At 64.9% G+C, this 23,455-nt stretch carries 26 protein-coding genes and 1 pseudogene; 18 read left to right on the top strand and 9 right to left on the bottom strand.

Features of this window, described 5'->3' with window-relative positions; translation table 11 throughout:
• Positions 1-136: 136 nt before the first annotated feature.
• Positions 137-1,000 carry a hypothetical protein gene (locus ACLKOY_RS14140; RefSeq protein ID WP_436454215.1) on the bottom strand — a complete coding sequence of 288 codons (864 nt, stop codon included), beginning with the start codon at positions 998-1,000 and terminating at the stop codon, positions 137-139.
• Between the two features lie 185 nt (positions 1,001-1,185).
• Positions 1,186-1,425 carry a hypothetical protein gene (locus tag ACLKOY_RS14135; RefSeq protein ID WP_436454214.1) on the bottom strand — a complete coding sequence of 80 codons (240 nt, stop codon included), beginning with the start codon at positions 1,423-1,425 and terminating at the stop codon, positions 1,186-1,188.
• Here ACLKOY_RS14135 and ACLKOY_RS14130 point away from each other — a divergent pair.
• From ACLKOY_RS14130 to ACLKOY_RS14105, 6 genes are all read left to right on the top strand, one after another.
• Positions 1,424-1,963 (top strand): YegP family protein, encoded by a 540-nt coding sequence (locus ACLKOY_RS14130; RefSeq protein WP_436454213.1) that lies wholly within the window; start codon positions 1,424-1,426, stop codon positions 1,961-1,963. The genes ACLKOY_RS14135 and ACLKOY_RS14130 overlap by 2 nt on opposite strands.
• Before the next feature lie 68 nt (positions 1,964-2,031).
• Positions 2,032-2,562 (top strand): hypothetical protein, encoded by a 531-nt coding sequence (locus ACLKOY_RS14125; RefSeq protein ID WP_436454212.1) that lies wholly within the window; start codon positions 2,032-2,034, stop codon positions 2,560-2,562.
• A 73-nt stretch (positions 2,563-2,635) separates the two neighbouring features.
• Complete coding sequence (locus ACLKOY_RS14120) at positions 2,636-3,016, top strand: hypothetical protein (protein WP_400341450.1); 381 nt, start codon at positions 2,636-2,638, stop codon at positions 3,014-3,016.
• Entirely contained in the window at positions 3,013-3,771 is a 759-nt protein-coding gene (locus ACLKOY_RS14115; RefSeq protein WP_436454211.1) for a hypothetical protein, read from the top strand. Before ACLKOY_RS14120 ends, ACLKOY_RS14115 begins: the two co-directional genes overlap by 4 nt.
• Positions 3,772-3,889: 118 nt before the next feature.
• Positions 3,890-4,873, top strand: coding sequence for a hypothetical protein (locus ACLKOY_RS14110; protein WP_436454210.1), 984 nt, complete (start codon positions 3,890-3,892; stop codon positions 4,871-4,873).
• The gene (locus ACLKOY_RS14105) at positions 4,870-5,526 is read left to right on the top strand and encodes an HNH endonuclease (RefSeq protein ID WP_436454209.1); all 657 of its coding nucleotides are present in this window, start codon (positions 4,870-4,872) and stop codon (positions 5,524-5,526) included. The genes ACLKOY_RS14110 and ACLKOY_RS14105 overlap by 4 nt, the downstream gene beginning before the upstream one ends.
• 150 nt (positions 5,527-5,676) lie before the next feature.
• Here the strand turns inward: ACLKOY_RS14105 and ACLKOY_RS14100 are convergent, their stop codons facing one another.
• Positions 5,677-6,165: a hypothetical protein gene (locus ACLKOY_RS14100; protein WP_436454208.1), complete on the bottom strand. Its 489-nt coding sequence runs from the start codon at positions 6,163-6,165 to the stop codon at positions 5,677-5,679.
• A gap of 623 nt (positions 6,166-6,788) precedes the next feature.
• Here ACLKOY_RS14100 and ACLKOY_RS14095 point away from each other — a divergent pair.
• From ACLKOY_RS14095 to ACLKOY_RS14080, 4 genes are all read left to right on the top strand, one after another.
• Positions 6,789-8,117 (top strand): DUF1254 domain-containing protein, encoded by a 1,329-nt coding sequence (locus ACLKOY_RS14095; protein WP_436454207.1) that lies wholly within the window; start codon positions 6,789-6,791, stop codon positions 8,115-8,117.
• 222 nt (positions 8,118-8,339) lie between these two features.
• A complete protein-coding gene (locus ACLKOY_RS14090) occupies positions 8,340-8,498 on the top strand; it encodes a hypothetical protein (RefSeq protein WP_436454206.1) in 159 nt (52 codons plus the stop codon).
• Positions 8,499-9,164: 666 nt separating this feature from the next.
• A complete protein-coding gene (locus ACLKOY_RS14085; protein ID WP_436454205.1) occupies positions 9,165-9,503 on the top strand; it encodes a DUF7882 family protein in 339 nt (112 codons plus the stop codon).
• 103 nt (positions 9,504-9,606) lie between these two features.
• Positions 9,607-9,894 (top strand): hypothetical protein, encoded by a 288-nt coding sequence (locus ACLKOY_RS14080; RefSeq protein ID WP_436454204.1) that lies wholly within the window; start codon positions 9,607-9,609, stop codon positions 9,892-9,894.
• Between the two features lie 86 nt (positions 9,895-9,980).
• Here ACLKOY_RS14080 and ACLKOY_RS14075 read toward each other — a convergent pair whose 3' ends face one another.
• Together ACLKOY_RS14075 and ACLKOY_RS14070 are read right to left on the bottom strand one after the other, a co-directional pair.
• Positions 9,981-10,589, bottom strand: coding sequence for a GNAT family N-acetyltransferase (locus ACLKOY_RS14075; RefSeq protein WP_436454203.1), 609 nt, complete (start codon positions 10,587-10,589; stop codon positions 9,981-9,983).
• Positions 10,586-11,191 carry a TetR/AcrR family transcriptional regulator gene (locus ACLKOY_RS14070; protein WP_436454202.1) on the bottom strand — a complete coding sequence of 202 codons (606 nt, stop codon included), beginning with the start codon at positions 11,189-11,191 and terminating at the stop codon, positions 10,586-10,588. The genes ACLKOY_RS14075 and ACLKOY_RS14070 overlap by 4 nt, the downstream gene beginning before the upstream one ends.
• Before the next feature lie 711 nt (positions 11,192-11,902).
• Between ACLKOY_RS14070 and ACLKOY_RS14065 the strand changes: the two are divergent.
• A pseudogene (locus ACLKOY_RS14065) lies at positions 11,903-13,483 on the top strand (YobI family P-loop NTPase); the annotation flags it as partial.
• 162 nt (positions 13,484-13,645) lie between these two features.
• Here ACLKOY_RS14065 and ACLKOY_RS14060 read toward each other — a convergent pair.
• Both ACLKOY_RS14060 and ACLKOY_RS14055 read right to left on the bottom strand, forming a co-directional pair.
• Positions 13,646-14,530, bottom strand: coding sequence for an ABC transporter permease subunit (locus tag ACLKOY_RS14060; RefSeq protein WP_436454201.1), 885 nt, complete (start codon positions 14,528-14,530; stop codon positions 13,646-13,648).
• On the bottom strand, positions 14,527-15,453 hold the full coding sequence (locus tag ACLKOY_RS14055; protein WP_436454200.1) for an ABC transporter ATP-binding protein: 927 nt from the start codon (positions 15,451-15,453) through the stop codon (positions 14,527-14,529). Before ACLKOY_RS14055 ends, ACLKOY_RS14060 begins: the two co-directional genes overlap by 4 nt.
• 198 nt (positions 15,454-15,651) lie before the next feature.
• On the opposite strand from ACLKOY_RS14055, the gene ACLKOY_RS14050 reads away from it, so the two are divergent.
• The 3 genes from ACLKOY_RS14050 to ACLKOY_RS14040 are packed head-to-tail and all read left to right on the top strand — an operon-like array spanning position 15,652 to position 17,662.
• Positions 15,652-15,894 (top strand): hypothetical protein, encoded by a 243-nt coding sequence (locus ACLKOY_RS14050; protein WP_201471029.1) that lies wholly within the window; start codon positions 15,652-15,654, stop codon positions 15,892-15,894.
• Between the two features lie 44 nt (positions 15,895-15,938).
• Positions 15,939-17,048, top strand: coding sequence for a sensor histidine kinase (locus ACLKOY_RS14045; protein WP_436454199.1), 1,110 nt, complete (start codon positions 15,939-15,941; stop codon positions 17,046-17,048).
• The gene (locus tag ACLKOY_RS14040) at positions 17,045-17,662 is read left to right on the top strand and encodes a response regulator transcription factor (RefSeq protein ID WP_363574183.1); all 618 of its coding nucleotides are present in this window, start codon (positions 17,045-17,047) and stop codon (positions 17,660-17,662) included. The genes ACLKOY_RS14045 and ACLKOY_RS14040 overlap by 4 nt, the downstream gene beginning before the upstream one ends.
• 129 nt (positions 17,663-17,791) lie before the next feature.
• Here ACLKOY_RS14040 and ACLKOY_RS14035 read toward each other — a convergent pair whose 3' ends face one another.
• On the bottom strand, positions 17,792-18,919 hold the full coding sequence (locus ACLKOY_RS14035) for a serine hydrolase domain-containing protein (protein WP_436454198.1): 1,128 nt from the start codon (positions 18,917-18,919) through the stop codon (positions 17,792-17,794).
• A 182-nt stretch (positions 18,920-19,101) separates the two neighbouring features.
• Between ACLKOY_RS14035 and ACLKOY_RS14030 the strand changes: the two genes are divergently transcribed.
• Positions 19,102-19,620, top strand: a complete 519-nt coding sequence (locus ACLKOY_RS14030) for a hypothetical protein (protein ID WP_201471025.1) — start codon at positions 19,102-19,104, stop codon at positions 19,618-19,620.
• 15 nt (positions 19,621-19,635) lie between these two features.
• Here the strand turns inward: ACLKOY_RS14030 and ACLKOY_RS14025 are convergent, their stop codons facing one another.
• On the bottom strand, positions 19,636-20,112 hold the full coding sequence (locus ACLKOY_RS14025; RefSeq protein WP_363574179.1) for a carboxymuconolactone decarboxylase family protein: 477 nt from the start codon (positions 20,110-20,112) through the stop codon (positions 19,636-19,638).
• Between the two features lie 247 nt (positions 20,113-20,359).
• Between ACLKOY_RS14025 and ACLKOY_RS14020 the strand changes: the two genes are divergently transcribed.
• From ACLKOY_RS14020 to ACLKOY_RS14010, 3 genes are all read left to right on the top strand, one after another.
• Positions 20,360-21,913 carry an alpha/beta hydrolase gene (locus ACLKOY_RS14020; protein ID WP_436454197.1) on the top strand — a complete coding sequence of 518 codons (1,554 nt, stop codon included), beginning with the start codon at positions 20,360-20,362 and terminating at the stop codon, positions 21,911-21,913.
• 64 nt (positions 21,914-21,977) lie between these two features.
• The gene (locus tag ACLKOY_RS14015; protein WP_436454196.1) at positions 21,978-22,385 is read left to right on the top strand and encodes a RidA family protein; all 408 of its coding nucleotides are present in this window, start codon (positions 21,978-21,980) and stop codon (positions 22,383-22,385) included.
• 112 nt (positions 22,386-22,497) lie between these two features.
• Complete coding sequence (locus ACLKOY_RS14010) at positions 22,498-23,445, top strand: GlxA family transcriptional regulator (protein ID WP_236571320.1); 948 nt, start codon at positions 22,498-22,500, stop codon at positions 23,443-23,445.
• The last annotated feature ends 10 nt before the right edge of the window (positions 23,446-23,455 follow it).

Genomic DNA, 23,455 nt, shown 5'->3' with positions numbered 1-23,455 from the left:
GCTCAGATCCAGAGTATCGCTGTGTCAGCCGCTCAGCGTTGCGCTGGACCTGGGCGTCGACCCTGCTACGGGCCGCGTCATCCATTGAATGCCTACTCATCATGACCCCCTTGCTCCTCATACCCACAACGTAACGCTAACCTCCGACATTCCTGTGTCGCGACTGTTGCGAGTTCAGGGATACGGGACCTTTGATCACCGCGACAACAAGCGCCATGGTGCGCGCCATCGCTAGCACGGCCGACCGCTGCGGGCCGCCGATCGCACCCGCAGATGCGTTGTTGACGCTCAAGAGTCCGAGCTGAACGCTCTTGGCCTTGACCGGCACAGTGTAGAAAGTGTCGTACTTCTTCTTGGCCCAATCTACGCCGTAGACCTCGTCTGGCGCGTTGCAGACCTCCGGCTCCTCATCCGCACGATCTAGTAGCGACCAGATCGTGTTCTCCGGATCCTCCCGCTCGATGAAGGGGCGGTCTGGACGGTCGTACCGCCCGTGCTCGGTACCATGCACAGCACTGTCTAGGATTCGACGCCCCCCGGCCTCGCGTCTCATCGTGTAGTAGGTCGCTCGACTACCGTCACCGACCGCGCTTGCCGCCTGCCTCGCTACCGTGCGCCTCAATGCCTTGGCCTGTTCGTCCCTCGCCCTGCCAGTCAGGAACATCACCTCGATCGCCTCACTTAACACGACATTCAGGTCGTCGATCGCTTTCTCGGCTGACCTCTCACTCTCGCGAAACTTCAGACTGGCGACAGTCTGGTCGTAACGGTCGGCCAGTTTGTCACCGAGAATGGCGACCGCAGCAGCAATTCCCGCGGCGATGCGAATCCCGTGCCAGGCAGGGTCGCCCCAAATGAGCGGCCCGAAAACGGCGACTACAGCTCCGATAAACGTTGCGATCGTGAAGATCTGCCGTCTCTTGAACTTGGACAGCAGCGGACCACAAGCGTGGAGGAACGCTCCCAGCTCCTTGGTACCTGAATGATCGCTCTGCGGCATGAAGCCATCGTGCCAGACAGCCGCATCAAAGCGTCCACGAACAGTGCCCAATGGCCGAAGTTGGTGTCCCTCGCGCGCGCGACCCCCTCCTGAGAGGCCCGGGGAGAGAGGAACACTCCCCCGGTCGGTGTTCCTCCCCCGAGGCCATCCCCGGATTTCTCGACGGGGGGCCTCGGGGGCGATGGTCAGGCGCGGACGATGCTCGCGTCTGGGTGGGAGGAGAGAGTCATGCGGAGCTCTTCGCTCACGCGATGGTCATGTAATGGGTTGCGGGCGATGACCGCGACCTTCTTATCCGCCGCCGCTCCGACCTCGCGGGCGTGGCCCTGCATGAGTTCGAGGTGCCGTTCGCTGGTGGGAGCAGAAGACCGAGAGCTGCGTACTTGTTCATTCCCCTCCCTCTCCGGCATGTAGCCTTCGTTCATGACTGATGCCCAGGCGACACTTGTTGCTGCTCAGATCGCAGCGATCGTCGCATCAGGCGGGCTGATCTGGTCGGTCGCGAGTTTCTTCATCACTGGACACCAGACGAAGGTGACCGCCGCCCGCGTCAATTGGCAGAGTCGTTTCGAGAAGGCGTACGCGCTTGCCCTGAGCACCGACAACGCTCAAGCACGAACGGGCGCCCTCCTGCTCAAGTCCCTCGCCACAGAAAAGTGGGTAACGGACGAGGACCGGGCAACGGCCGCAAGCGTGATGAGGTCGCTCCCCGCAGAAGTGATCCCGCCTCAGCAGACGCAGTCGATCGTTGCGACAATCACGAACAAGGATCTTGCCGCGTCCGTCACCGGTACCGCTCCAGGCCTCAAGGGTCGGTACGAGCTGTACGAAGACTCAGACGGGCTGCACCGCTGGCGAAGAATCGCCAGCAACGGTGAATTGCTTGCCCTCTCCGCACGGGGTTACCCCACTAAGAACGCTGCGCTTGAGGCTCTCGGGCGAACGCGTGGCCAACCCCTCTAGTCACCACCAGGCGGGGAGCTCCTCGTCGAGTCCCTGCTGATAGCGCTTCCCCCTCTAGGGTGTGAAGCATGGACTGGGGACTCGCTGTCGGCATCCTGGGCGTCGCAATCTCTGCCGTGACGCTCTGGTTCGTGCTACTCGATCGCGCCGAGCGTAAGCGGACCATGAGTCGCGTGTCCTGGAGCTTCGGCGTAACCACGACGGTGCATGAGAGCGCCAATGGACGCCGCGAGCACACCGCGACGTACCTGAGACTCACCAACAGCGGGGGAAGCTCAGGCCAGATCCAGGCATCTGCCCTCGTCGGCGCGACCGTGATCGCCACCGACAATGCGCTCGTTCCGGCCACCGTGCTTCCCGGGAGCCATCACGACTTCAAGATCGACCGGATGCCCGCGTTCCTCACGCCCGACACCTGGGACGCCTGGCTCACACCGGAGAAGCTCACCGGTGATCGGAAGATCGAGACCTTAGCGATGCTCGAGCACACCTCGAGCGACGTCGCCTCGACGATCCGTGAGTACATCGTCGACCGGAAGGTCAGCAATAGTCGCACCGTCGATCCGGCTGACCCGACCCTGCTGGAGCCGGTCGCCTGAGCAGCGATCTGCGCGTATTGCGGTCGGTGTAACTAGGGTGGCTTATAGGGTAGCAAGGAGGTAAACTGCTCTCATGGAAACCCTGACCCCCACTACAGCGCACAGCCGCACGATGCGGATGGACATCCACGACATCGTGCGCGAGCTCAACGCGGCCCTCGGACCGACGCTCGTCGCTGGGCTCGCGGGTTCCAAGGACCGCAAGCTCCCGATCCGCTGGGCCAAGGCTGACGGCCCCGAGCCGCGCTCGGACGCGTCGAACCGTCTGACGTTCGCTCACCGTCAGTGGAGTCTGCTGTCTGCAGCGGACGGTGATCATGTCGCCCGGCAGTGGTTCATCGGTGGAAACCCGCACCTGCGGGAAGACACCCCGATCACGGCGATCCGCGAGGGCCGTCATGGTGAGGTCGCTGACGCGGTCGAGTCGTTCATCGCCGGGACCGCCGACGCGTGACGACTGCGCGGACCTGCTCTGTCACCGGCCTCCGACTCATCTCGGACCCCGGCGCCTACGGCTTCCACGTCGGGAAGAACGACTATCCCGCGCTGTCTGGCGCGCCCCGTGACGCTGCTGCGAAGTGGCGCCAGGCATGGGGTCGCTACGACGTACCCGGTCAGACCTTCTACGTCGCCGAGACACGCTCTGCGGCCTATGCCGAGGTGCTCTCCGGCTTCAAGCGTGCCAACGGTGCGACAGACACGCTCACGAAGGATGCCGAGTTCGCTGGGCTCTCCCTCGAGGAGTACATCGAGGAGATCGCTCGCGAGTGGTCGGAGCGCGACTTCATGGGTCTGGGTGCCATCCCCGCCGGCTGGCGATACGACCGTGGGCTCATCCCCGTGGTGCTCCCCGATCCCGGCTGGCTCGTCGACGTCGAGCACCCCGATTCCATCTCCGTCATCGAGGGTGCGATAGGGCCGCTGCTGGCGAGCTTCAACGTCACGCACCTGACCACCGGCACGCTCCGCAGCGAAGAGCGTGCCGTCACCACCCGCATCGCCGAGCACCTGCACGGCCTCACTCTCGACACCGGCACCACCCCGCTCGGGGTGCACTTCGGCAGCAAGCACGGCGCCGCCTGGTGCAAGGCGATCTGGCTCGATCACCCCGAAGCCCGCGACGTGCTCACCCTGGCCGCTGAGCCGATCCTCGTCACCGACGACGACCTCAAGACTGCAGCGGACCGCTTCCGCATCCGCGTCTTCTGAACGGCGCTCCCGCATGCAACTCGAGATCACCGTCACACCCCGCGAGACGCTCGTGTGGGCGGCGAAGGCTCAGACCGCGTGAGAGCTGCGCCACGAGCTCGAAGAGTCCGGCTATCTTGTGCGCGACGCTGACCCGTTCGAGCTGACCAGCGCCGGCCTCATCCCCGAAGGCGAACACCTCGAGTTCGATCCCGCGCGCATCTTCGACGTCGGCATCGGTCCGAACGCGAACGCGTCCCTGCATGCGCTCGTCGACTCCGGGCACTCGCTCATCTGGCATCGCTGGCAGACGCGGCTCGCACGGAAGGTCTGGGGCGTGCCTGTGGCGATACCGCGCAAGGGTCGGCCGCGCGCTGACGGCATCGAGAGAGCCACCCACTTCAATACGAAAGTGCGCAGTCACTTCGGACTCGGACTCCGCATCTCTCGCGAGACGTACGCGACAATCAACAAGCGCTCATCGCTCCCGCGGTGGCACCGCGAGGACAACCCCGAGTTGTGGGATTCCCTTGACTGGTCGTACGAAGACGCCGAACACCGCTTTCACTCCGACGAATGGTGCGCAGAGCATCGCGAGAGAGCGCTGCAGAACTTCGACCTGAACATGGCGCACTTCGCCTCCCTCGATCGCGAGGAGTTCGAGACTGCTCTGCAGTCGGCTGTCGCCAGCCGGCGCGGCATGGTCGAAGTCACGGACCTTACGAAGTGGGACGGCGTGCCCGGGCTCTACATCATGGTGCTCGACGAGTACTGCCAGGTGTACGTCGGGGTCGCCAACTCGTCGACGGGAATCGCGAAGCGCATCCGCCAGCACTGGACCAACCAGAAGCAGTTCGACCGACTCATCTGGGGTGACGTCACCTCATCGATTCTCTCGATCGACAGCTTTCGGGCCCTCGACACAACCCGCATCTTCGCGGTCAAGACTGACCAGTTCTTCGCCGGTGAGAACCCACTCCTCGAGAAGTTCCCGCGGAAGTTCACGCTGAACCGTGTCATGGGTGGCAGCGACGTCGTCCACCTCGCCGGCTTCCTAGGCGTAGGAGCCGTCATGAGGACGCGCGAGTTCGAAGGTCCCGTCTCCGAGCCGCCGGCGCCATGACCCGCGAGATCCACGCCCTCCGCGACGATGCTGCCGCTTGGTACAGCGACGTGCTCGACGCGGTCACAGCGGCGATCCCGTCATCGGTAGATCGTGCACGTCAAATCCTCGAGCCGATCTCCGGGGAAGTGTGGATGGGCAGCCTCACCCTTCACGGCGTGACCGCTCCCGGCAACAATGACCGCACCTCTCGCCGCGTCGCCGATCGCACGCGCGCCGAGGTGTTCCTCCGTGACGGTTTCCTCTGCACGTACTGCGGCGGCCGCACGATCCCCCGATGCATCCTCGTCGCGATCAGCGACGTGTTCCCCGACGAGTTCCCGTACTACGCCCACTACCGCCGTGGCACTGTGCATCCCGCGTACTGGGCGCTCGCGCCCGAAGCCGACCACGTCCTCGCGCATGCCGGTGGCGGATCAAGCGACCCGCAGAATCTCACGACCCTGCACGCGATGTGCAACACCCGGAAGTCCAGCCTCGCAGCCGACTCTCTGCCGTTGGCCTCCTCGATGCCCGCGCACGATCCCGAATGGGATGGACTGCTCTCCCGATACGCCGACGTCGTCACCATCGGCGAGACGACTGGACGCCGGCACTCCTCGCCTGGATACCACTCGAGCTGGCTTCGCCGCTTCGGCCGAGGTCTCAGCTGACGAGCCACCGGACCCCGACGAACCGCAGAGCGCCGACCGCCAGCTCTGAGGCCCGCAACCTCAGGAACCTCAGTAGCTGCGTGCCCTGCCCCTCAGCGTGATTCCGCGGACCAGTGGCTCCCACCTCAGAAACCTCACAACCGACGAGAGCTACCGCACGCGCGCGATCTTGGGGAACGACACTGTGTCTCCTGCCCTGAGACTCAGCGTCACGCCATCGCTCAAGGTCACGAGCGTCCCGGCGCGGGTGTGCTCGATACGCTCGATCGCCCCGTCGACAGTGACACGGCCGACGTCGGAGGCGCCCAACGTCGCAGCCTTCTTCCGGTTCACCTGCATGGGCGGCGGACCCTCCGGCGCATCAGGAGCGCACGTCTTGCAGCGCCGATACCGACCGACGCCGGCAAGCTGTTCCACGGTCACGTAGGACGCCGCGTAGTAGCTCCGATCCACGCCCTCGACAGGTCCGATCAGTGAGAGCCCGTCCTCATAGGACTCGAGGATCTCGTACCCACCGCGTGGCAGCTCCTCCCGTACATCCCCACGGACCTGATGCTGGATCGTCGGGCAATCCTCGCGGTGGAGTACACGCGGGGGCTCACTGGTGTGGTTCAGAATCAGGCGGACGTCGTCAGGCACAACGTCATCCTCCCGCAGATCGGCTGCTCCCTCGAGGTCTCCCCGCAAAGAGATGCCTGTCGGCTATACGGCCAGGCGCACTCCTCCTTGCGCCCTGATCGTCAGCGGCGACTGACCAGGACGTCTCACCCCGTGCATACACTGATACTTCGGCGGTCTGGACCGCCACGCTCCGAGTCTGACTCCCCACGCGGGTCAGGCGTAGAGGACAACCGAGGCGGATCCAGAGCTGCAGTACCTGTCGAGTCACCTTCTCTCTCATGAGGGCCTCGCAGGCGTGGGGTGCGACGTCCAGAAATGAGTTCGAGATGACCGATTCCATCGGGATTCCTGGTTGTCGGTGTCATCGCCACAACCTACCCGACTACCAGCACCTCGAACAGCACTAGCAGGCACGAGGCCGCAGCGCCGCCGAAATCGTCTGCCAAAAGCCGCTTCCGGCAGACATTACTGGCACCTACTCCGGAGCACGAAGCCTAGCCGCACCAAAACGATCGTTTCCGGCAGGCCAGGCGCGCACCTCTCTGACATCGGTGGTTGCGGGCTGCGCCATTCGGAACTGTGGCCTCTGGGGCGCGGTTCACCCTAGGCTTCGAGGTACCAGGGAGCCAGGGGGATACTTAATGTCGCAGTTCGATCTCAGCAAGGTTGCCGTCGACGCGTACCTGTACGCGTACCCGCTCGTGACGATGGAGTTCACGCGGCGCCAGATGACGAACGTCCCGGACGCGAATACTGCGTTGTTGCGGGCACCGGCGAACCAGTTCGCACACGCCCGGGAATACCCCGCAGCAGAATCCAAGGACGTCGTGCGTTTCAATTTCGACACGCTCTACTCGTTCGCGTGGCTCGATCTCCGAGACGGACCTGTGATTCTGCACACGCCCGATGCGCCTGACCGGTACTACCTCACGCCCATGCTCGACATGTGGACGGACATCTTCGCCGTTCCTGGCAGCCGAAACACCCTCGGTGAAGCTCGCGACTTCCTCATTGCGCCACCCGCGTGGAGCGGCGAAGTCCCCAGCGGACTCGACCTGATAGTCGCACCGACGCCGAACGTCTGGGTCATGGGTCGCACACAGAGCAACGGCCCCGACGATTTCGCGGAAGTCCACCGCATCCAGGACCAGTACGGCATTACCCGTATGGACGCGTACGGCCAAGAATCAGGCACGCCTTCTGCAGCACCCGTTGACCCGAGCGTGGATGATGTGACACCGCCACTGGACCAGGTGAACGCGCTCAGCAGCGTCGAGTTCTTCACACTCTTTGCCGAGTTGCTGAAAGAGAATCCGCCGCACGCTAACGACTACCCAATCCTGCATCGGATGCGCGCCATCGGAATCGTGCCGGGCGAGGACTTCAACCCTGCGGTGCTGGACGATGCTGCTACTGCCGCCGTCTCGGCAGCCCGAGACACGGCCCTGCAGGATCTCGTGAAAGCGATGACCGAAGCCAGCATCGGCATCGTGCGAAACGGGTGGAACTGGGAGCAGTCGTTCGGGACGTACGGCACCTCGTATCGCGTGCGCGCTCTTGTCGCAATGGCCGGGCTCGGAGCAAACCTCCCCGAGGACGCGATCTACCCCAACGCCTTCGTCGACGCTGACGGTCAACCGTTCACCGGGGAGCACAACTACGTGCTCCACTTCGACGCCGGCCAACAGCCGGGCGTGGACGCCTTCTGGTCCCTCACGATGTACGACGGCGACGGCTTCCAGGTCCCGAACCGACTCAACCGCTTCGTGATTCGCGACCGAGACCCACTGAGCATCAACCCTGACGGTTCACTCGACATCTACATTCAGCACGCATCTCCAGGGACCGAGCGCGAAGCGAACTGGCTACCCGCACCACAGGGAGCGTTCGCCCCGATGCTCCGGCTCTACTCGCCGACCACCGAAACCCTTGCCGGAGACTTCACCCCGCCGAAGATCATCAAGAGATAGGCCAACCGAACTACCGTGCGGCGCTGGGTCAACGCCGGTCACGAGCTGACCGAACACCCCCGCCGTATCGGGATTCCGGTGAACGTTAACGGACCCCGTTCCGGGACGCCAGAACGGATCACGCCGGAAACGATCGTTTTTGGCGTGCCTCTGCTTAGTTCGGTGAAGCTCGCTCAGGGCTTCTGGGCTCCCGCCTTCTCTGCAGCGAGATGAATCGTCCCCATGCGCGCCTACTTCGAGTGGACGGGCGACGAGACCCCGAAGATCCCTCACTTCTTGCATGGCGACGGGCTGCACTCGGCCGCGGGGCTCACCTGGTCGATGGAGCTGCCCAACGGCGAGAAGTCCCGCTGCTTCGTGGTCATCACCTGCGAAGCGTGACGCCAGCGGCGAGGTGCATGACCGGATGCCCACCTTCCTGATGCCCGACACTTGGGACGCCGGCTCACGCCGGAGAAGTTCACCGGTGACCGGAAGGTGAAGAGCCTAGCGATGCTCGAGCACACCTCGAGCGACGTCGCTTCGACGAACCGCGAGCATATCGTCGACCGGAAGGTCAGCAACTCCCGGACCGTAGACCCGACGGATCCGACTTTGCTTAAGCGGGGCGCTAAATGGAGACACGGTGCCCGACCCCAATGACAAAGCTCGCCTCACCCGTCTCCTAGAGCTCAGAGCCGACATGGAGGCGCTACGAATCATAGTTCTCGCCGAACACGGAGGAAAAACCTTCACGACCGAAGAGACGCTCGAGTTTCATCCGGCGTTAGGATCTCGTCGCCGAGACCGTGGCGATCAAAGAGCTGATCGAACAGGCGAAGCGTCGCGCCAGCCCGGGGTCATAAGCCTGGGCACCCCGAGGGTGCTTGTGACCCCGACTCGACTTCCACGGAACACGCGGATCCTGTGCGCTCCCGTGGACTCGGTTGGTGGGGCACTTCGGCAATGCAGCATTCATGGACCCATGTCACAATGAGGTCAACCACGAAGCGGACGTCGTCAGCCGCGCCTCTTTCGAGGACCTCGTGGCAGAGCAGAAAGCACCCGATGGGCAAGTTCATCTACGAGAACGGCGTCAAGACCGAGATCGAAGACCGTGCACTGACGCACCTCCAGCTGGTCATCACCGCAAAGCTGCGCCGCGGCGAGCCGTTCCCCTTCACCTGGCGTGAAGACACCAGCGTCGGTGGTGGACGAGTGACCGTGTGGTTGCACGGGGGCAGCTCCCTCGTGTTCAAGTACTTCGGCAGTCGCCAGCCCGCGATCAACCGCGAATGGGTCGACGCCCTCGCGTTCACCGCGAACTCGCCGAGCGGTCTGTACCTCGTTCCCGAGCCAGCCGAGAACACGTCCACTGATCGCATAGCGGTTCCCGCGCAAGCCTGATCGGTCCTCAGGGGGGCGCGGCAGAGGGTCGATCGCTACAAATCGTCGTCGTCGGATGCAAGCCCCTACGCGTGAGACGCCGGGCAGGAGCTACCCTCGCGGGGTGACCGAGACGCGAGTGGACACGAAGACACAGGTCACGATTGACGGATGGTCGTTCCGGTTGCAACCGGATCATGATCTCGGCGACCTCATGGGCCGTATCGAGTTTGCCTCCACCACGGGCCCGTCCTTCGTTCAGCTGCAGGACGAAGAGAGCATGGTGAGTGTGCTGGTGAGCCCTCAGTCCAAGGTCCTCACCACCGTGTCGCCGCGAGAAACGAACGGCATCGGAGACACTCCAGCGTTCGAGCCCACGCTCGCCACGGACATGAGCGACTGGGAGCTGTGATCGCTGCCGGCGGGGTCGTAGGCTCTGACGCGCGAAGTGTCGCTACCCGACCTCGGCTTGAAGTCGTCTCGGAGCAGCACTCGTCATCACAGTGTGGTGAGCCTGTCACCGCGTGCGAGCCCCATCGAGATGTATGCACTGAATCCCGCGCGCTTCGCATAGCGAATACGCCGACGCGCTACCTCGGTGAAGCCGAGCTTTGCGTACAAACGCAGAGCGGGAATGTTTGTGTCCTTGATGTCGCGGAGGATGAACTCGTCGGAGGGCAGCTCCAACACGTGCCGCATGAGCGCGGTAGCGACACCCTTGCCTTGGAATCGTGGAGCCGTTGTGACGAATGCAATCTCGGTGAGTCCCTCGCGGGCGTCGCTGTAGGTTCCCATGAACTGGCTCCGGATGATGCGGTCGCTGATCATCCCGTGGACGGTGCCGAGCACTCGCTGGAGCTTCCGCCGATCGGGCTCGAAGCACTCCTGTCGCCCCTCTGTAACTACGGCGACGGCCGCAGGCTCACTTTCAACCAGCGCGACGTGGAAGCGTTCGAGGATCAGCATGCTCGCGAATGCGTCCGCCAGCACTGCCACGTCCTTCGAGAAGAAGACAAAGTCCTCTGCAAACCCTCGGACGAGAACGTCGGCTATGCGATGCCGATACTCCTCGCCGAGCTGGTCTGCACGCATGATCTCGATCTTCATCGGGGCCCTCCAGTGAGCATTCGCAAAATTAGTCCAGCATCCGGTTCCTGCCCTTTGTCTCGCAGAGCGAGCCGCATCGTCGTCAAGCCTGCGAGCATGGCGAAATAATGAGCGGTCATCCGCGCGGGGTCTCCGCGTGCAATCTGCCCCTCCGCTTGACCCCGCTCCAGGAGGGCAGCAAACGCGTTCCAGAGCATCGCCCGCGTAGCCTGCAGTCGAGGCGTGGTTCCCTGGGGAATATCGGTCTCGACCGCCTGATTGATCACCACGTAGAACTCGGCAGCACCGTCGTCCGACGTGAGATCCGCCAGATAGGTCTCGGTGAACGAGCGAATCATGCTGACGGGATCACCCGGGCCGGAAAGGCCTGCAGCGGCGGCCTCGAGTCCGCGAGCGGCCTGCCCGAGTAGGTGATCGAACAGTTCTTCCTTGCTCACCCAATGCCGATATATAGATCCAACGCTGAGCCCCGCCTCGTCGGCGACCTGCCGGATGCTCGCTGCCGCGAAACCGCTTCGCGCAAACACGCGTACGGCCGCAGTCTCGATGGCGGAGCGCGTCGCGGTGCGCAGCGCACTGTTCTGTGCTTCTGTCCGTGGCATGATGCTCCTTGAAATGAACTTATGTTCACTTTATTGTCATTCGCGCTGCATCGCAACCATCAGTGCAGAAGTGTGCGGGCCGCTGGCGGCCCTCGACAGATCCAAGGTGCTCCCCGGGTTCCTCCCTCACACCACTCGACAGGTGGCTCCCGCGGCCCATGCCACGTCGTGAATGGGACCTGGTGAAGGCTCCATGCTCCGCTGGCACTTGATCAGGCCGGTCTTCTACTTTGCAGACGCACGCGCCCCCGCGATCCCGCTCGAGCACTGCTCAGACGCCGCTCACTTACTCAGCCCCATCTCACTTCAACGTCTGGCCCATTGGCCACGATAAGACCACTTATCCCGGCTATCGGCGCCAACCCCGCGATTGAACTGGGATAAGCGCGTGCTCTGTTTTCCCCTCGAGCGATGCTCGATCTCGTCTACCCACCGGTTGCTTGCGAACGGGCGGGCTGCCTTGGAGAGCGACTGATAGTAGTACTTATGTCAGTCGAGACTCGGTCAGACTCTTCCTAAACCGTGGTGCACGAGCGTGCGCGCGGACGTCGCTTCCGCTGCTCGCAGCGGACGGTGAGTTCGCACATGCTTGACGTGTTAGAACTCGCTGTCATACTCAGGACATCTATGGGGAATCAAACGAGCAACGTTCAGACGGCCGCTAAAACGCAAGCAGCAGTAGACAGCGCGGAGGCGCAGGCTGCCGAATAGGATCTCGTCCCCCTCACACCTTCGTTCATCGCATCCGAACACGGAGCGTACGCGAACGCGATCGTGCACGCCGTCGAGAATCCCCTCGTCCGCAACATCGCCCTTTCGGGCAACTATGGCGTTGGCAAAAGCAGCATTCTGCAGGAGGTGTCAAGGCTCAAGAAAGACGAGGTTGTCGAACTCTCCCTCTCGACACTCGCACCTATCGAGGAGTCAGATCTCGACGACTCGGTGCCCCGCCAGGCCACCACGCCCACGAACCGCATCCAGCAAGAGATAGTCAAGCAGCTCCTCTACCGAGAGGAGCCGCAGAAGACTGTTGGCTCTCGCTTCCGGCGCATCGAGCGGTTCCAACCAAGACGGGAAGCAGTTGTCTCCGTGCTGGTGGGCTTCGTCACCATGATCATCCTCATGATCACTGGGTGGGGCGCCACGGTCGCGCTCACGCTGAAGCCCCTTTGGGATGCCGGGTTGTGGATGTACCTCGTCATCTGGCTTGTTGCTGCTGGAGTCGCGTATCTCGCCCGCTCACTTCTCCACGGCCGCATCCACATCAAGCAGTTTTCAGCCGGTGCGGCTGCAGTAACGCTCGACGAGAAGTCAGTCTCCTACTTCGACCAATATCTCGACGAGATCGTCTACTTCTTTGAGACCTCGAAGTACCGAATCGTCATCTTCGAGGACGTCGACCGCTTCAACGACTCGCACATATTCGAAACGCTCCGCTCACTCAACACGCTGCTGAACGCCGCGCCACAGATCGAGGACAGACCGGTCCGTTTTATCTACGCGATCAAGGACAGCATCTTCGATCGAATCGGCCTGGAACAAGAGGGACGTAAGCCCGACCCCGCAGGCATCGACCTCACTGATCCTGCTCAGGCTGAGATCGTTCGCGCGAACCGCACCAAGTTCTTCGACATCGTGATCCCCGTCGTACCCTTCATCACGCACCGAAGCGCACGCAGTCTAACCACTCAGATTCTGCGCGGCATCGAACACGAGGTATCCGACGACCTCGTCGACCTTGCGGGACGGTTCGTCCCGGACATGCGGCTTCTGAAGAACGTGCGCAACGAGTTCGTGGTGTTCCGCGACCGGATCTTCTCCGGCGATGGCGGGCAGCTGAACCTCAGCGAGACCGATCTCTTCGCGATGATGCTATACAAGAGCACTCACCTCAGTGACTTCGAGGCGATCCGGCTCGGTCGGAGCAACCTCGACTCGCTATATGAGTCCAGCCGTTCGTTGGTCGTTGCGAACGTGGCGCGCATCGAGGGCCAGGTCCGTGTCGAACGACAGCGGCTAGCGAACGCTGGGGACCTCACAACCCGAGCCAAACGACTTGGCGATCGCCTCATCGAGCGCATCGACTTCATCATCCGCGCGGCGCACTTTCAGAAGGCCAACGAGCACTACGAATACGCCAACGCCGTGCGAACGGCGGACTACTTCCGAACGAAGGCGTTCTGGGCGGAGTTCGTCAAGGGCGATGGTTCCACTTCAGTTGTCTGGCGGAATCCGTACTACGGCCAACAAGTGATTACGCTCAGCCGGTCCGACGTTGAGGTATTCCTCGGCTCACTCCGGCAGTCGCCGCGACCTGCGCGAGCGTGGGGCTGCCTCGTCGCCAGTTCTGATCATGCGTCCCTCCGCCACCCGCACGGCGATAGTTCATCCTCAGTCCCGAATCGCTCCGATTCTTTGACAGCGATGTCTGGGAATCGGAGCGTGGTGGCCCGCTCAGGCGTCGCGACCCTTGAGCAAGACGATCGCGGGGATGAGCAGCGCGACCACCCAGACGACGAGGCCGAGCGCCCCCTGCCAGGGCTCGAGAACCCAGAGTCCCTCCGGCGATTCGACCGGCGACCCGGGCGAGGAGAACTCGGCGTAGCCCGGATGTGTGGTCATGGCGCGGCCCAGGTTGAAGGGAAGCAACGCCGTGAGGTTTCTCAACCAGATCTGCGACTCGAGAACGCCGGCCAGCAGGCCGACGGCGAGCGGCAGGACCAGTACGAGGCCGATGGCTGTGGCGATGCCGCTGACCACGTTGCGGAGCAGGGCACCGATGCCGAAGGCCAGGAGTCCGATCAGCACGAGGTAGACGAGGCTGCCGACCATGGAAGCCCAGTAGTGCGGGTCGTCCAGACGTACGTCGATTCCGTTCGCAGCGAGCAGCGCGATGGAGAACGGAATCGTGATGGCCAGCGCCAGTGCGCCGATCACGAAGGTGAGGGCAGCGAACACCAATGCTTTGGCGAGAAGGGCGGATACGCGTCGGGGAACCGCCGTGAAAGTGGATCTGATCATCCCGGTGCTGTATTCGCCCGCGATCACCAGCACACCCAGCACGCTCACGACGAGCACGTTGACGTCGGTGCTGATGTTCACGACGTTCACTCCGGCGGCCTGCTGGCCGATCTGTGCGACCTCTCCGTCGAACCACGCGAAGCTCGTCGAGGACGACATCTGGATTCCCACCCCGACGGCGATCACGACCAGGACCGCGTACGTCCACCACGTGGAGCGGATGCTGCGGAGCTTGATCCACTCGGAGCGGATGGTGCCCCCGAAGCTGACGTCGTGCCCGGTGGCGGTGAAGATCGGGGTGGTCGTGCTGAGGCTCATCGGTCGCCCTCCGGACGGGTCTGCGTGGTCGTGAATTCGAGGTCATCGCGCGTGAGGTCCATGTAAGCCTCCTCGAGCGAGGTGGTGACCGGCGTGAGCTCGTAGACCGCGATACGTGCGTCGGCGGCGATCTCGGCGATGCGCGGTGCGGGAATGCCGGTGACCGCGAGCTGGTCGTCGTCGACGGCGGTGACGCCGGCACCCTGCGCCGAGAGGAGCGCACCGAGGCGTACTGCGTCGTTCGCGCGCATTCGCACCATGTCGCCGGACGCTTGGGCGAGGATCTCGTTGATGGGCGCATCGGCGAGGACCCTCCCCCGGCCGAGCACGATCAGATGGTCGGCAGTCTGCGCCATCTCGCTCATCAGATGCGATGACAGGAAGACCGTGCGGCCCTCCGCGGCGAGCGCGCGAGCGAGACCGCGCACCCACACGACGCCCTCGGGGTCGAGTCCGTTGACCGGCTCGTCGAGGATCAGCGTCGCCGGGTCTCCGAGAAGTGCGGCCGCGAGCCCGAGGCGCTGCCCCATACCCAGCGAGAAGCCGCGCACGCGCTTGCGCGCCACCGTATCGAGACCCGTGAGCCCGATGACCTCGTCGACGCGCTTCGCTCCGATCCGGTGCGTCGCCGCCATGGCGAGCAGGTGGTCGCGGGCGGTGCGACCCGGGTGCACGGCCTTCGCTTCCAGGAGGACTCCCACCTGGTGCAGAGGTGCGCGATGGTCCTGATAGCGCCGCCCGTTGACCGTCACCGTGCCGGCGGTCGGATGGTCCAGCCCGACGATCATGCGCATCGTCGTCGACTTTCCCGCGCCGTTCGGGCCCAGGAATCCGGTCACCCTGCCCGCGGCGACCGAGAACTCGATGCCGTCGACGGCGGTCTTCGGTCCGTAGCGTTTGGTCAGGGACTGAGCATGGATCACGAGGGAGATTCCCTTTCTGCGAAGAGTGGTCTGCATCAGTCGACACGGTGTTCAGGGAACAGGGTCAAGCCGAGGCTGCCTGGAGGGTGATCTCCATTCCACCCGGCGGGGCGAGACGGGAGCAGTGCTCGCTTGTCACGACAGAAGGTGACACGGTGTCACTACCGGGAAGCTCGGGGGCGGCGAAGGATCGTAAACATGAAAGCCTTCGATCTCCTCCTCAACGCAACGGTCGCGTTCTCCGCCGCGGTGTTCCTCGCGTACCTCGGGTTGCTGTGGGACTTCGGACTCTTCACCACGCTCCCGGCGGGGATCACGGGATTCTTCTTGGACCGTCCGGTGTTGCAGTACGTGGCTCTGGCGCTCGTGGTCGGCGCGCTGATCGCGAAGGTTCCGGTCAGGAAGGCGATAAGACAGCAGCATCCGGCGGAGAAGGGATAGTTATCGACAGCGACAGATCGACGAAGGCGCCCGCGATTCCGCGCATGCGCCGCATCGTGATGGGCTCGGTGATCCTGGCCATCGCGCCGCTGTCGGTGATCGGCGTCGTCCTGACGAGCACCTCATGGTGGGAAGCTCTGTTCCTCGCCCTCACGCTCCTCTTCACGACGACGCTCATCAAAGAGTGGCGACTCGACGGGTACACCCCTCGCGCGGTGTTCCTCTTCGTCTTCGCCGGCGCGGCCTATCTCTATGGCGCGTTCTCCGCGAACAGCCCGATCAGCTTCATGCCCTTCGCCCTCGTCGGCGCACTCCTGGTGATGAAGGTCAGGACGCATCGCGTGTGGGCGGTGATTCTGCTGGCGACCGGTGTGGCGGCACTCGGCGCGGCGGCACTGCTGACGAACCCCCTGACTCCCGCATTGGTGATCCAGTTCGTCGTCATCCCCGCCCTCGGAACCCTGTACATCGCCGCGGTCGTCTTCGTGGGCGAGCTCGCGTGGAGGCTGGTGCGGGAGGCGGAACGCGCGAAGGAGATCGAGTCGGCGCTCGCAGTCGCCGAGGAACGCGCGCGCTTCGCGGGCGATCTCCACGACATCCAGGGCCAGTCGCTGCACGTCATCAAGCTCAAGGCCGCGCTCGCCCAGCGCCTCCTGAACCAGGATCCGGTGCAGGCGAACGCCGAACTCGCGGAGATCCGACAGCTGGTCGACGACACGATCGCCAAGACCCGCGAACTCACGTATGCGCGGTACGAGATCGATCTGATCGCCGAACTGGAGAACACCCGGGCCCTCGCCGAGGCATCCGGCATGCGGGTCAGCATCCGCCCCGATCTCGACGGCGACGTCGAGCCGCACCCGCTCCTCGCCCACACGCTCCGGGAGGCGACGACCAACCTCCTCCGCCATGCGGACCCGACCTGGGTCACGATCACCGCGAGTCCCGTCGGAGTCGAGATCTCGAACGACGGCGTCCCCGCCGCCGACGAGATCCATCCGCGCGGTCTCGCTCGGCTCGCACGCCGGATCACGGATGCCGGCGGCGAGCTCGACTTCGCACAACAGGATGACATCTTCACGGTCCGCGCACGGATGGCTCCCCGTGTCGCTGTGCCTGAGGCCGCAGGCGCCGACGAAGGAGAGCGACGATGACCGAGGGCGACAGCATCCGGATCGTCCTCGCCGACGACGAGCAGCTCCTGCGCTACGCGCTCGGGGCGCTCTTGTCGCTGGACGGCGTGATCACCGTCGTCGGGGAGGCGGCGGACGGCGCCGAGGCCGTGACGGCGGTGCTGCGCGAGCGACCGGACGTTCTCGTGATCGACCTCGAGATGCCGGAGACGGACGGCCTTCACGCGGTCGAAGCGATCCTGCGTGATGCTCCAGACCAGAAGATCCTCATGCTGACGCGGCACGCGCGGCCCGGTGTGCTGCGGCGAGCGCTCAAGGCCGGCGTGCGCGGGTTCATGAGCAAGTCGGCGGACCCGGAGCTGATCGCTGACGTCATCCGTCGCCTGCACGAGGGCGGCCGGTGGATCGATCACGACATCCTCGAGGCATCGGTCATCGATGACTCCCCCCTCACCGAGCGCGAACTCGACGCGCTCCGTGAGACGCAGGAGGGGCACTCGATCAAGGAGATCGCCGCGCGGCTTCACCTGGCTCCCGGCACGGTGCGCAACTACCTCTCGAGCGCGATGCAGAAGACGCATACGGCATCGCGGCAGGATGCTGCGCGCAATGCCCGGGCGCGGGGCTGGCTCTGAGAACCGAGATCTCGCCAGGAAAGACCGTGACGTCACGTCGGGGTCAAGGCGGGAGTTTCGCACCCTCGGATGCTGCGACCCTCGCCAGCGCGATGGCGGGGCCCCTCGTCGTCTGCTCCATTCTCGCGCTCACAGCGCGCAGATGGCCGTATCGACGAGATCGCGCAGGCGCTGCTCCGCCGCCGCTTCTGTTCCGTTCTTGGTGACGACGATCGCGGCCGCACGGCCGTCCTCCGTGGCGGCGACCCGGCTCACGGTGCCCGGCGCGTCACCGCCGTGCCCCCAGGCGGTCACTCCGCAGCTCAGCTCGAAGGCGATGAGACCGAGGCCGTAGGCCGCTCCCGGCCAGATCGAGTCGGCCGGAATCGTCTGCTGCATCTCCGCGAGAAGAGACGCGGGAAGGAGTTCTCCCTCGGCGAGCGCCGAGAAGAACGTCGTCATATCCTCGGCCGTCGAGACCATCGCGCCGGCGGCGTGCGCCCACGAAGGATCGAAGACGGTGTAGTCGGTCGGCGGATCCGCGAGCGGGATGTAGCTGTGCGGGTGCTTTCCCCGGATCTCCTCCTCTCCCTGCTCCGGGAAGTAGGTGTAGTCCAGCCCGAGGGGCTCGAGCAGACGTCGTTCGAGCTCTTCCGCGAACGGCCGTCCGGCGACCGTCTCGACGAGGAGACCGGCGAGGATGAAGTTCGCGTTGCTGTAGCTCAGCGCCTCTCCCGGCGCGTTCTCGACCGGATGCGTGAAGGCGAGATCGAGCGACGCCCGCGGCGAGATGTAGCGATGCTGCCAAGAGATGAGGTTCTGCCCGATGTCACCCGACATGTCGGGGAGTCCGCTGGTGTGCTGCAGCAGCTGGCGCACGGTGATCTCCGCTCCCGTCACGTCGGGGTGGCGGACGACGCCGGGAAGGTACGTCTCCACCGGCTCGTCGAGCGAGACGAGGCCCTCATCGACGAGCTGCAGGACGATGACGGCGGTGAATGTCTTCGTGCTGCTGCCGATTCGCACCTGATCTCCGGCGCGCGCCTTCTTCGTCTCGCCGAGCTCGAGCACTCCGGACGCCAACGTCTTCACGCGGTCGCCTTCATCCCGGACGGCGACGAGCGCGGCAGGCCACCCGTCGAGCTCCATGGTCTCGGCGAGGGCGGCACGCACGGCGGAGGTGGGCATCGAGGCTCGCGCCGACGATCCGGCGACGACACCGCTTCCGGCGATGAGCCCCGCAGCGGTCAGGGCACCGAGAATCCTTCGATATCGCATGTTCATCTCTCTGTCCGGAATGTTCGCCGACTCCGCATAGCAGCCGAGTCCTGTGGTACCAGAAGACACCGTGTGGTGAGCACAGGGTCAAGTCCCAGCTGGCGACCGCCTTGACCCTGTGGTGGGAACAGGTTCTTGACTGAGGACAGCCGCCGTGGCCTCCGGAAGAAGGCGAGAACCAGATGACCGGTATGGGGCAGGAGTTCCTGCTGGGTCTCGCCGGGGTCTCGGCGACGCTCTTGGGAACGTTCATCGTGGGGGTGTTCTTCTACATCGACTCCGCCACGCATCGCCGCTTGGCCGGTTCGGAAGCGACCGACATGTACCTGCGCAGCGCCACCCGATGGGTCTTCACCGCGTATTCGATTCCGCTGTTCGTGCCCTTATTCCTGATCGCGATGGAGCCGTTCTGGGGAGCCATCGTCTTCGCTGCCCTCGGCCTCCTTCTGACCCTGCTGACCGTCGGAACAGGGCGTCGCATCCTGGCCGGGGGCAGAGCCGGGACGTCGGGCGCATTCTGGGTCAACGAGTGGATGACGAGCGCAGCTCTGCTCGCAGCGATGATCCTGCCGTGGGCACTGGGCGGCTGGGTTCCGGAACCCTCCGACTTCGCCCCGTCCCTGCTCCTCCTCCTCGGCTCCGGATTCGCCAGCACGGCCGCGCTGGTCATGGCGCAGTTCGACGCCACCAGGGGTAAGTGACCCTCGCGGGCGGCGTCACCCTCGGATGACGGCACCCTCGACATCTCGAGGACGCACGGGGTGCTCGCTGAGTATGGAGATGCGATTGAAGGCGTTGATCGTCACCGCGACCCACTCGGCTGCCACGAACGTCGGCTCTCCCAGAACCGACAGCGCACCGGACAGATCCGCCGTCGACTCCTCCGTGAGGGGAAGCACCGTGGCGGCCTCGGCCACCGCGAGGATCGCCTTCTCCCGCTCGTCGAACAGCGAGCTCTCCCGCCACGCGGGGAGCATGTCGAGCTTCTGCTGAGGGATCCCGGATTGCCGGGCCTCGCGGCAATGCAGATCCAGGCAGAAGGCGCACGCATTGATCTGAGACGCCCGCACCTTGATGAGCTCGGACTCCTGCGCCGCGAGGCCGCGCTGCGCCGCCGCCTCACGTATTGCCGCGGAGAATGCGACGGCCGCCGCCCACGCGTCGGGCATGACCTTGTCCACGTACGGTCGCATGTGACTCCTTCTCGGCGAATGTCTCTCACTCGTATGTCGCCATACCAGTATCGGCGCAGTCAACTCCCTGTTGTCAGCACATGGTCAAGGTCGGCGATCCTCGCCGGCGGAGTTCCCCTATCGCTTTGACCCTGTCGCGGGAACACGGTGTTCCCTGCTGAGCATGAGCCGATCGAGCAACAGCTCTTCACCAGAATCCGTCCGGGCGAAGCGTCGAGCGCGCGGAGGGTGGCGCGCCGCTCCGGAGGTGGCCATCATCGCAGCACTCGCGGCGGTGCTCGCGGCCTGCACAGCACCGGGCGGGGTGCCGGCGGACGACCCGCGCAGCACGCCGATCCCGGCACTCGAGCAGTTCCACACCCAGGAGCTGGCATGGGAGGACTGCGCCGACTACGCCATCACCGCTCAGGATGAGAAGTACTTCCCGCTCGTCCCGGAGGCCGAGTGCGCGCGGATGCTGGTCCCGATGGACTACACAGATCCGGATGGAGACACGGCATCCGTCGCCGTGGTGCGGGTACCTGCACGGGGCGAGTCCAAGGGTTCGCTCTTCTTCAACCCCGGCGGCCCCGGCGGCGCCGGTCTGCTCGGCACGATCGGCGCATCCTCGCTGATGACGAAGAGCGCGGTCACCGAGAGCTTCGACCTGATCGGCTTCGACCCCCGCGGTGTCGGGGCGACAGAACCCGCGATCGACTGCAAGCTCACCGACGGCTCCGCTGAGGGTGAGGACCTGCTCGCGAGGATCGGCTCCCCGATCCCGACCCTGACCGAGGATGACACGAAGGAACTCGCCGACCGGTGCGCGGAGGGCTCCGGTGGCATGGAGGCCCTCGCGAACGTGGGCACCCGCACCACGGCGAAAGACATGGATGTGCTGCGCGCGGTCCTCGGAGAGGACCAGTTGAACTTCCTCGGCCAGAGCTACGGCACTCGGCTGGGCGCGATCTACGCCGAGGAGTTCCCCGAGAACGTCCGGGCCATGATCCTCGACGGCGCCTTCGACCCGGCCCTCGGCTCGCCGGAGCGGCTGCTCGCGTCCTACGGCGGATTCCAGGGCTCGTTCGAAGACCTCGCCTCGTTCTGCGCCACCCAGGCAGACTGCCCCCTCGGGACCGATCCGAGGGGATGGACCGCTGCCCTCCAGAGCATCCTTCGTCCCCTCGTCGACAACTCCGTGCCGGCGGGTGACACCGAACTGAACTTCGATGCGGGGCTCGGGGGCGTACTGGCCAGCTTCTACAGCCCCGACCTCTGGCCGCTGGCGATCGAGGGGCTGCGTGAGGTGCAGCAGGGTCGCGGCGATCAGCTGCTGCAGCTGGCGACCGGCATCGCCGGCATCTCCGACGAGGGGCAGAGCTCGAACATGACCGACGCATCCCTCGCGATCAACTGCGCCGATGAAGACCTGCCCGACGCGGACGAGCTCGCCCAGCTGCGCGAAGACACCTATGCGCAGGCGCCGATCATGGACCCCGGCACGTCGGTTGACGATCCCACACGCGACAAGTGCGCGGACTTCCCGGTCACGGGCGAGCTGGGCATCCCCTACGCACAGGACATCGAAGGCCTTCCGTCGACATTGGTCATCTCGCTGACGGGCGATGCGGCGACGCCGTATGAGGGAGCCGTCGAACTCGCGAAGACGCTCGAGGGAACGCTCCTGACGGTGGAGGGCGAGGGACACACGGTGATCGGCAGGGGTGTGAGCGCCTGTGCCGACGCGATCGCCGCCACCTATCTCCTCGACCTCGAGCTCCCGGAGAACGCGCCGGACCTGACGTGTGCGGCAGAACAGTGACCCTTGACCGTGTTGTCACCACAGGGCCTTGAATGAAGCACCATCACTCGACGAAAGGCATCCGATGACCGTGCAGCTCAGCCACCCCGAAGGTCTCCTCGAGCAGGAGGAGTACTCGCCGGTCGCCAGCGCGATCGGAACTCGACTGGTACTGCTCGCCGGGCAGGCATCCGTCACACCGTCCGGGGCGGTGACCGCGACCGACCTGGCAGGACAGGTCCACACCGCACTGCAGAACGTCGCCGTCGGCGTTACCGGAGCCGGTGGCTCCGTCGCCGACGTCGCTCGGCTCACGATCTACGTCGTGGGCTGGAGACAGGAGATGGCGGAGCCGCTCTTCGACGGCCTGGCGCGAGCCCAGGCATCGGAGGGATATGCCACACCGCTGCCGCCGATCACCGTGATCGGCGTGCAAGCGCTGTGGACCCCGGAGCTGCTGGTCGAGATCGAAGCGATGGCCGTTCTGCCCTGAACTGAGGGCAGCGTCGCATGCGCTCACGGCGAGAACGCAGATGGCGCGAATGCATAGCTATGAAAGGATGCTGACAGGAGAGGCGCGTGCCACTCGACACGGAGGTGGACCAGTGGATGATCCGCACAAGGTGGTCGTTCTCGTGCTCGAGGGTGCGCTGCCCCTCGACGTCGGAATCCCCGCAGAGGTGTTCCACGCTGACACCGGCTTTCCGTACGAGGTGTCCGCCTGCGGCGTCGTCGCGGGAACCGTCCCCTCGAACGGCGGCTTCGGATATGCGGTCCCGCTCGGGCTCGAAGCGCTGAAGGATGCCGACACGATCATCGTCCCCGGATACGCGCCTCCAGGGAGACCGATCCCGGCAGAGGTGTGCGAGGCGCTCCGCGACGCAGCGTCTCGTGGCGTGCGCATCGCTTCGATCTGCTACGGCGCCTTCGCTCTGGCGGATGCCGGCCTGCTTGACGGCCTCCGTGCGACGACGCACTGGGATGCTGCGGAGAAGCTCGCGAAACGGCATCCGCAGATCGCCGTGGAGCCGAACGTGCTCTTCGTCGATGAGGGATCGGTGCTCACCTCCGCGGGGGCAGCCGCGGGCCTCGACCTCTGTCTGCACATCGTCCGCTCCGATCTGGGTGTCGGCCCGGCGAATGAGATCGCGCGGGGACTCGTCACTGCGCCGTATCGCTCAGGCGGACAGGCCCAGTACCTTCCGAAGACCGTGGACGCCTCTCAGGGCGAGACGCTCGCGGCGACCAGGGAATGGGCGCTGATGCAGCTCGCCGAGCCGCTCACGATCGCCGAACTCGCCGCGCACGCACGGATGTCGGCGCGCACGTTCCTGCGACGGTTCGCCGAAGAGACCGGTACGACACCTCTGCAATGGATTCTCCGCGCGCGAGTCGACACCGCCCGGGAGCTGCTCGAGAGCACGCGGATGCCCGTCGACCAGATCGCGGATCAGGTGGGCCTGGGCACCGGGGCGAACCTCCGACTGCACTTCCGCCGGTTGCTGGACACGTCGCCCTCCGAGTATCGCGCCACCTTCGCGGGACGGAGCTGACCCCGCGGAG

Origin of the sequence: Microbacterium sp. K2 (assembly GCF_051365005.1) — a bacterium.
Taxonomy (GTDB): domain Bacteria; phylum Actinomycetota; class Actinomycetes; order Actinomycetales; family Microbacteriaceae; genus Microbacterium; species Microbacterium foliorum_B.
Note: the sequence above shows the minus strand (reverse complement) of the source record. Positions and strands in the feature narration are given on the sequence as shown.

Bases quoted from the DNA above. Each gene is read 5' to 3' on its own strand.
- ACLKOY_RS14095 (WP_436454207.1), top strand. From the start codon at position 6,789: ATGTCGCAGTTCGATCTCAGCAAGGTTGCCGTCGACGCGTACCTGTAC.
- ACLKOY_RS14050 (WP_201471029.1), top strand. From the start codon at position 15,652: ATGAAAGCCTTCGATCTCCTCCTCAACGCAACGGTCGCGTTCTCCGCC.
- ACLKOY_RS14130 (WP_436454213.1), top strand. From the start codon at position 1,424: ATGACTGATGCCCAGGCGACACTTGTTGCTGCTCAGATCGCAGCGATC.
- ACLKOY_RS14135 (WP_436454214.1), bottom strand. From the start codon at position 1,425: ATGAACGAAGGCTACATGCCGGAGAGGGAGGGGAATGAACAAGTACGC.
- ACLKOY_RS14060 (WP_436454201.1), bottom strand. From the start codon at position 14,530: ATGAGCCTCAGCACGACCACCCCGATCTTCACCGCCACCGGGCACGAC.
- ACLKOY_RS14090 (WP_436454206.1), top strand. From the start codon at position 8,340: ATGCGCGCCTACTTCGAGTGGACGGGCGACGAGACCCCGAAGATCCCT.
- ACLKOY_RS14035 (WP_436454198.1), bottom strand. From the start codon at position 18,919: ATGCGATATCGAAGGATTCTCGGTGCCCTGACCGCTGCGGGGCTCATC.
- ACLKOY_RS14070 (WP_436454202.1), bottom strand. From the start codon at position 11,191: ATGCCACGGACAGAAGCACAGAACAGTGCGCTGCGCACCGCGACGCGC.
- ACLKOY_RS14025 (WP_363574179.1), bottom strand. From the start codon at position 20,112: ATGCGACCGTACGTGGACAAGGTCATGCCCGACGCGTGGGCGGCGGCC.
- ACLKOY_RS14040 (WP_363574183.1), top strand. From the start codon at position 17,045: ATGACCGAGGGCGACAGCATCCGGATCGTCCTCGCCGACGACGAGCAG.
- ACLKOY_RS14140 (WP_436454215.1), bottom strand. From the start codon at position 1,000: ATGCCGCAGAGCGATCATTCAGGTACCAAGGAGCTGGGAGCGTTCCTC.
- ACLKOY_RS14085 (WP_436454205.1), top strand. From the start codon at position 9,165: ATGGGCAAGTTCATCTACGAGAACGGCGTCAAGACCGAGATCGAAGAC.
- ACLKOY_RS14125 (WP_436454212.1), top strand. From the start codon at position 2,032: ATGGACTGGGGACTCGCTGTCGGCATCCTGGGCGTCGCAATCTCTGCC.
- ACLKOY_RS14030 (WP_201471025.1), top strand. From the start codon at position 19,102: ATGACCGGTATGGGGCAGGAGTTCCTGCTGGGTCTCGCCGGGGTCTCG.
- ACLKOY_RS14105 (WP_436454209.1), top strand. From the start codon at position 4,870: ATGACCCGCGAGATCCACGCCCTCCGCGACGATGCTGCCGCTTGGTAC.
- ACLKOY_RS14015 (WP_436454196.1), top strand. From the start codon at position 21,978: ATGACCGTGCAGCTCAGCCACCCCGAAGGTCTCCTCGAGCAGGAGGAG.
- ACLKOY_RS14120 (WP_400341450.1), top strand. From the start codon at position 2,636: ATGGAAACCCTGACCCCCACTACAGCGCACAGCCGCACGATGCGGATG.
- ACLKOY_RS14075 (WP_436454203.1), bottom strand. From the start codon at position 10,589: ATGAAGATCGAGATCATGCGTGCAGACCAGCTCGGCGAGGAGTATCGG.
- ACLKOY_RS14045 (WP_436454199.1), top strand. From the start codon at position 15,939: ATGCGCCGCATCGTGATGGGCTCGGTGATCCTGGCCATCGCGCCGCTG.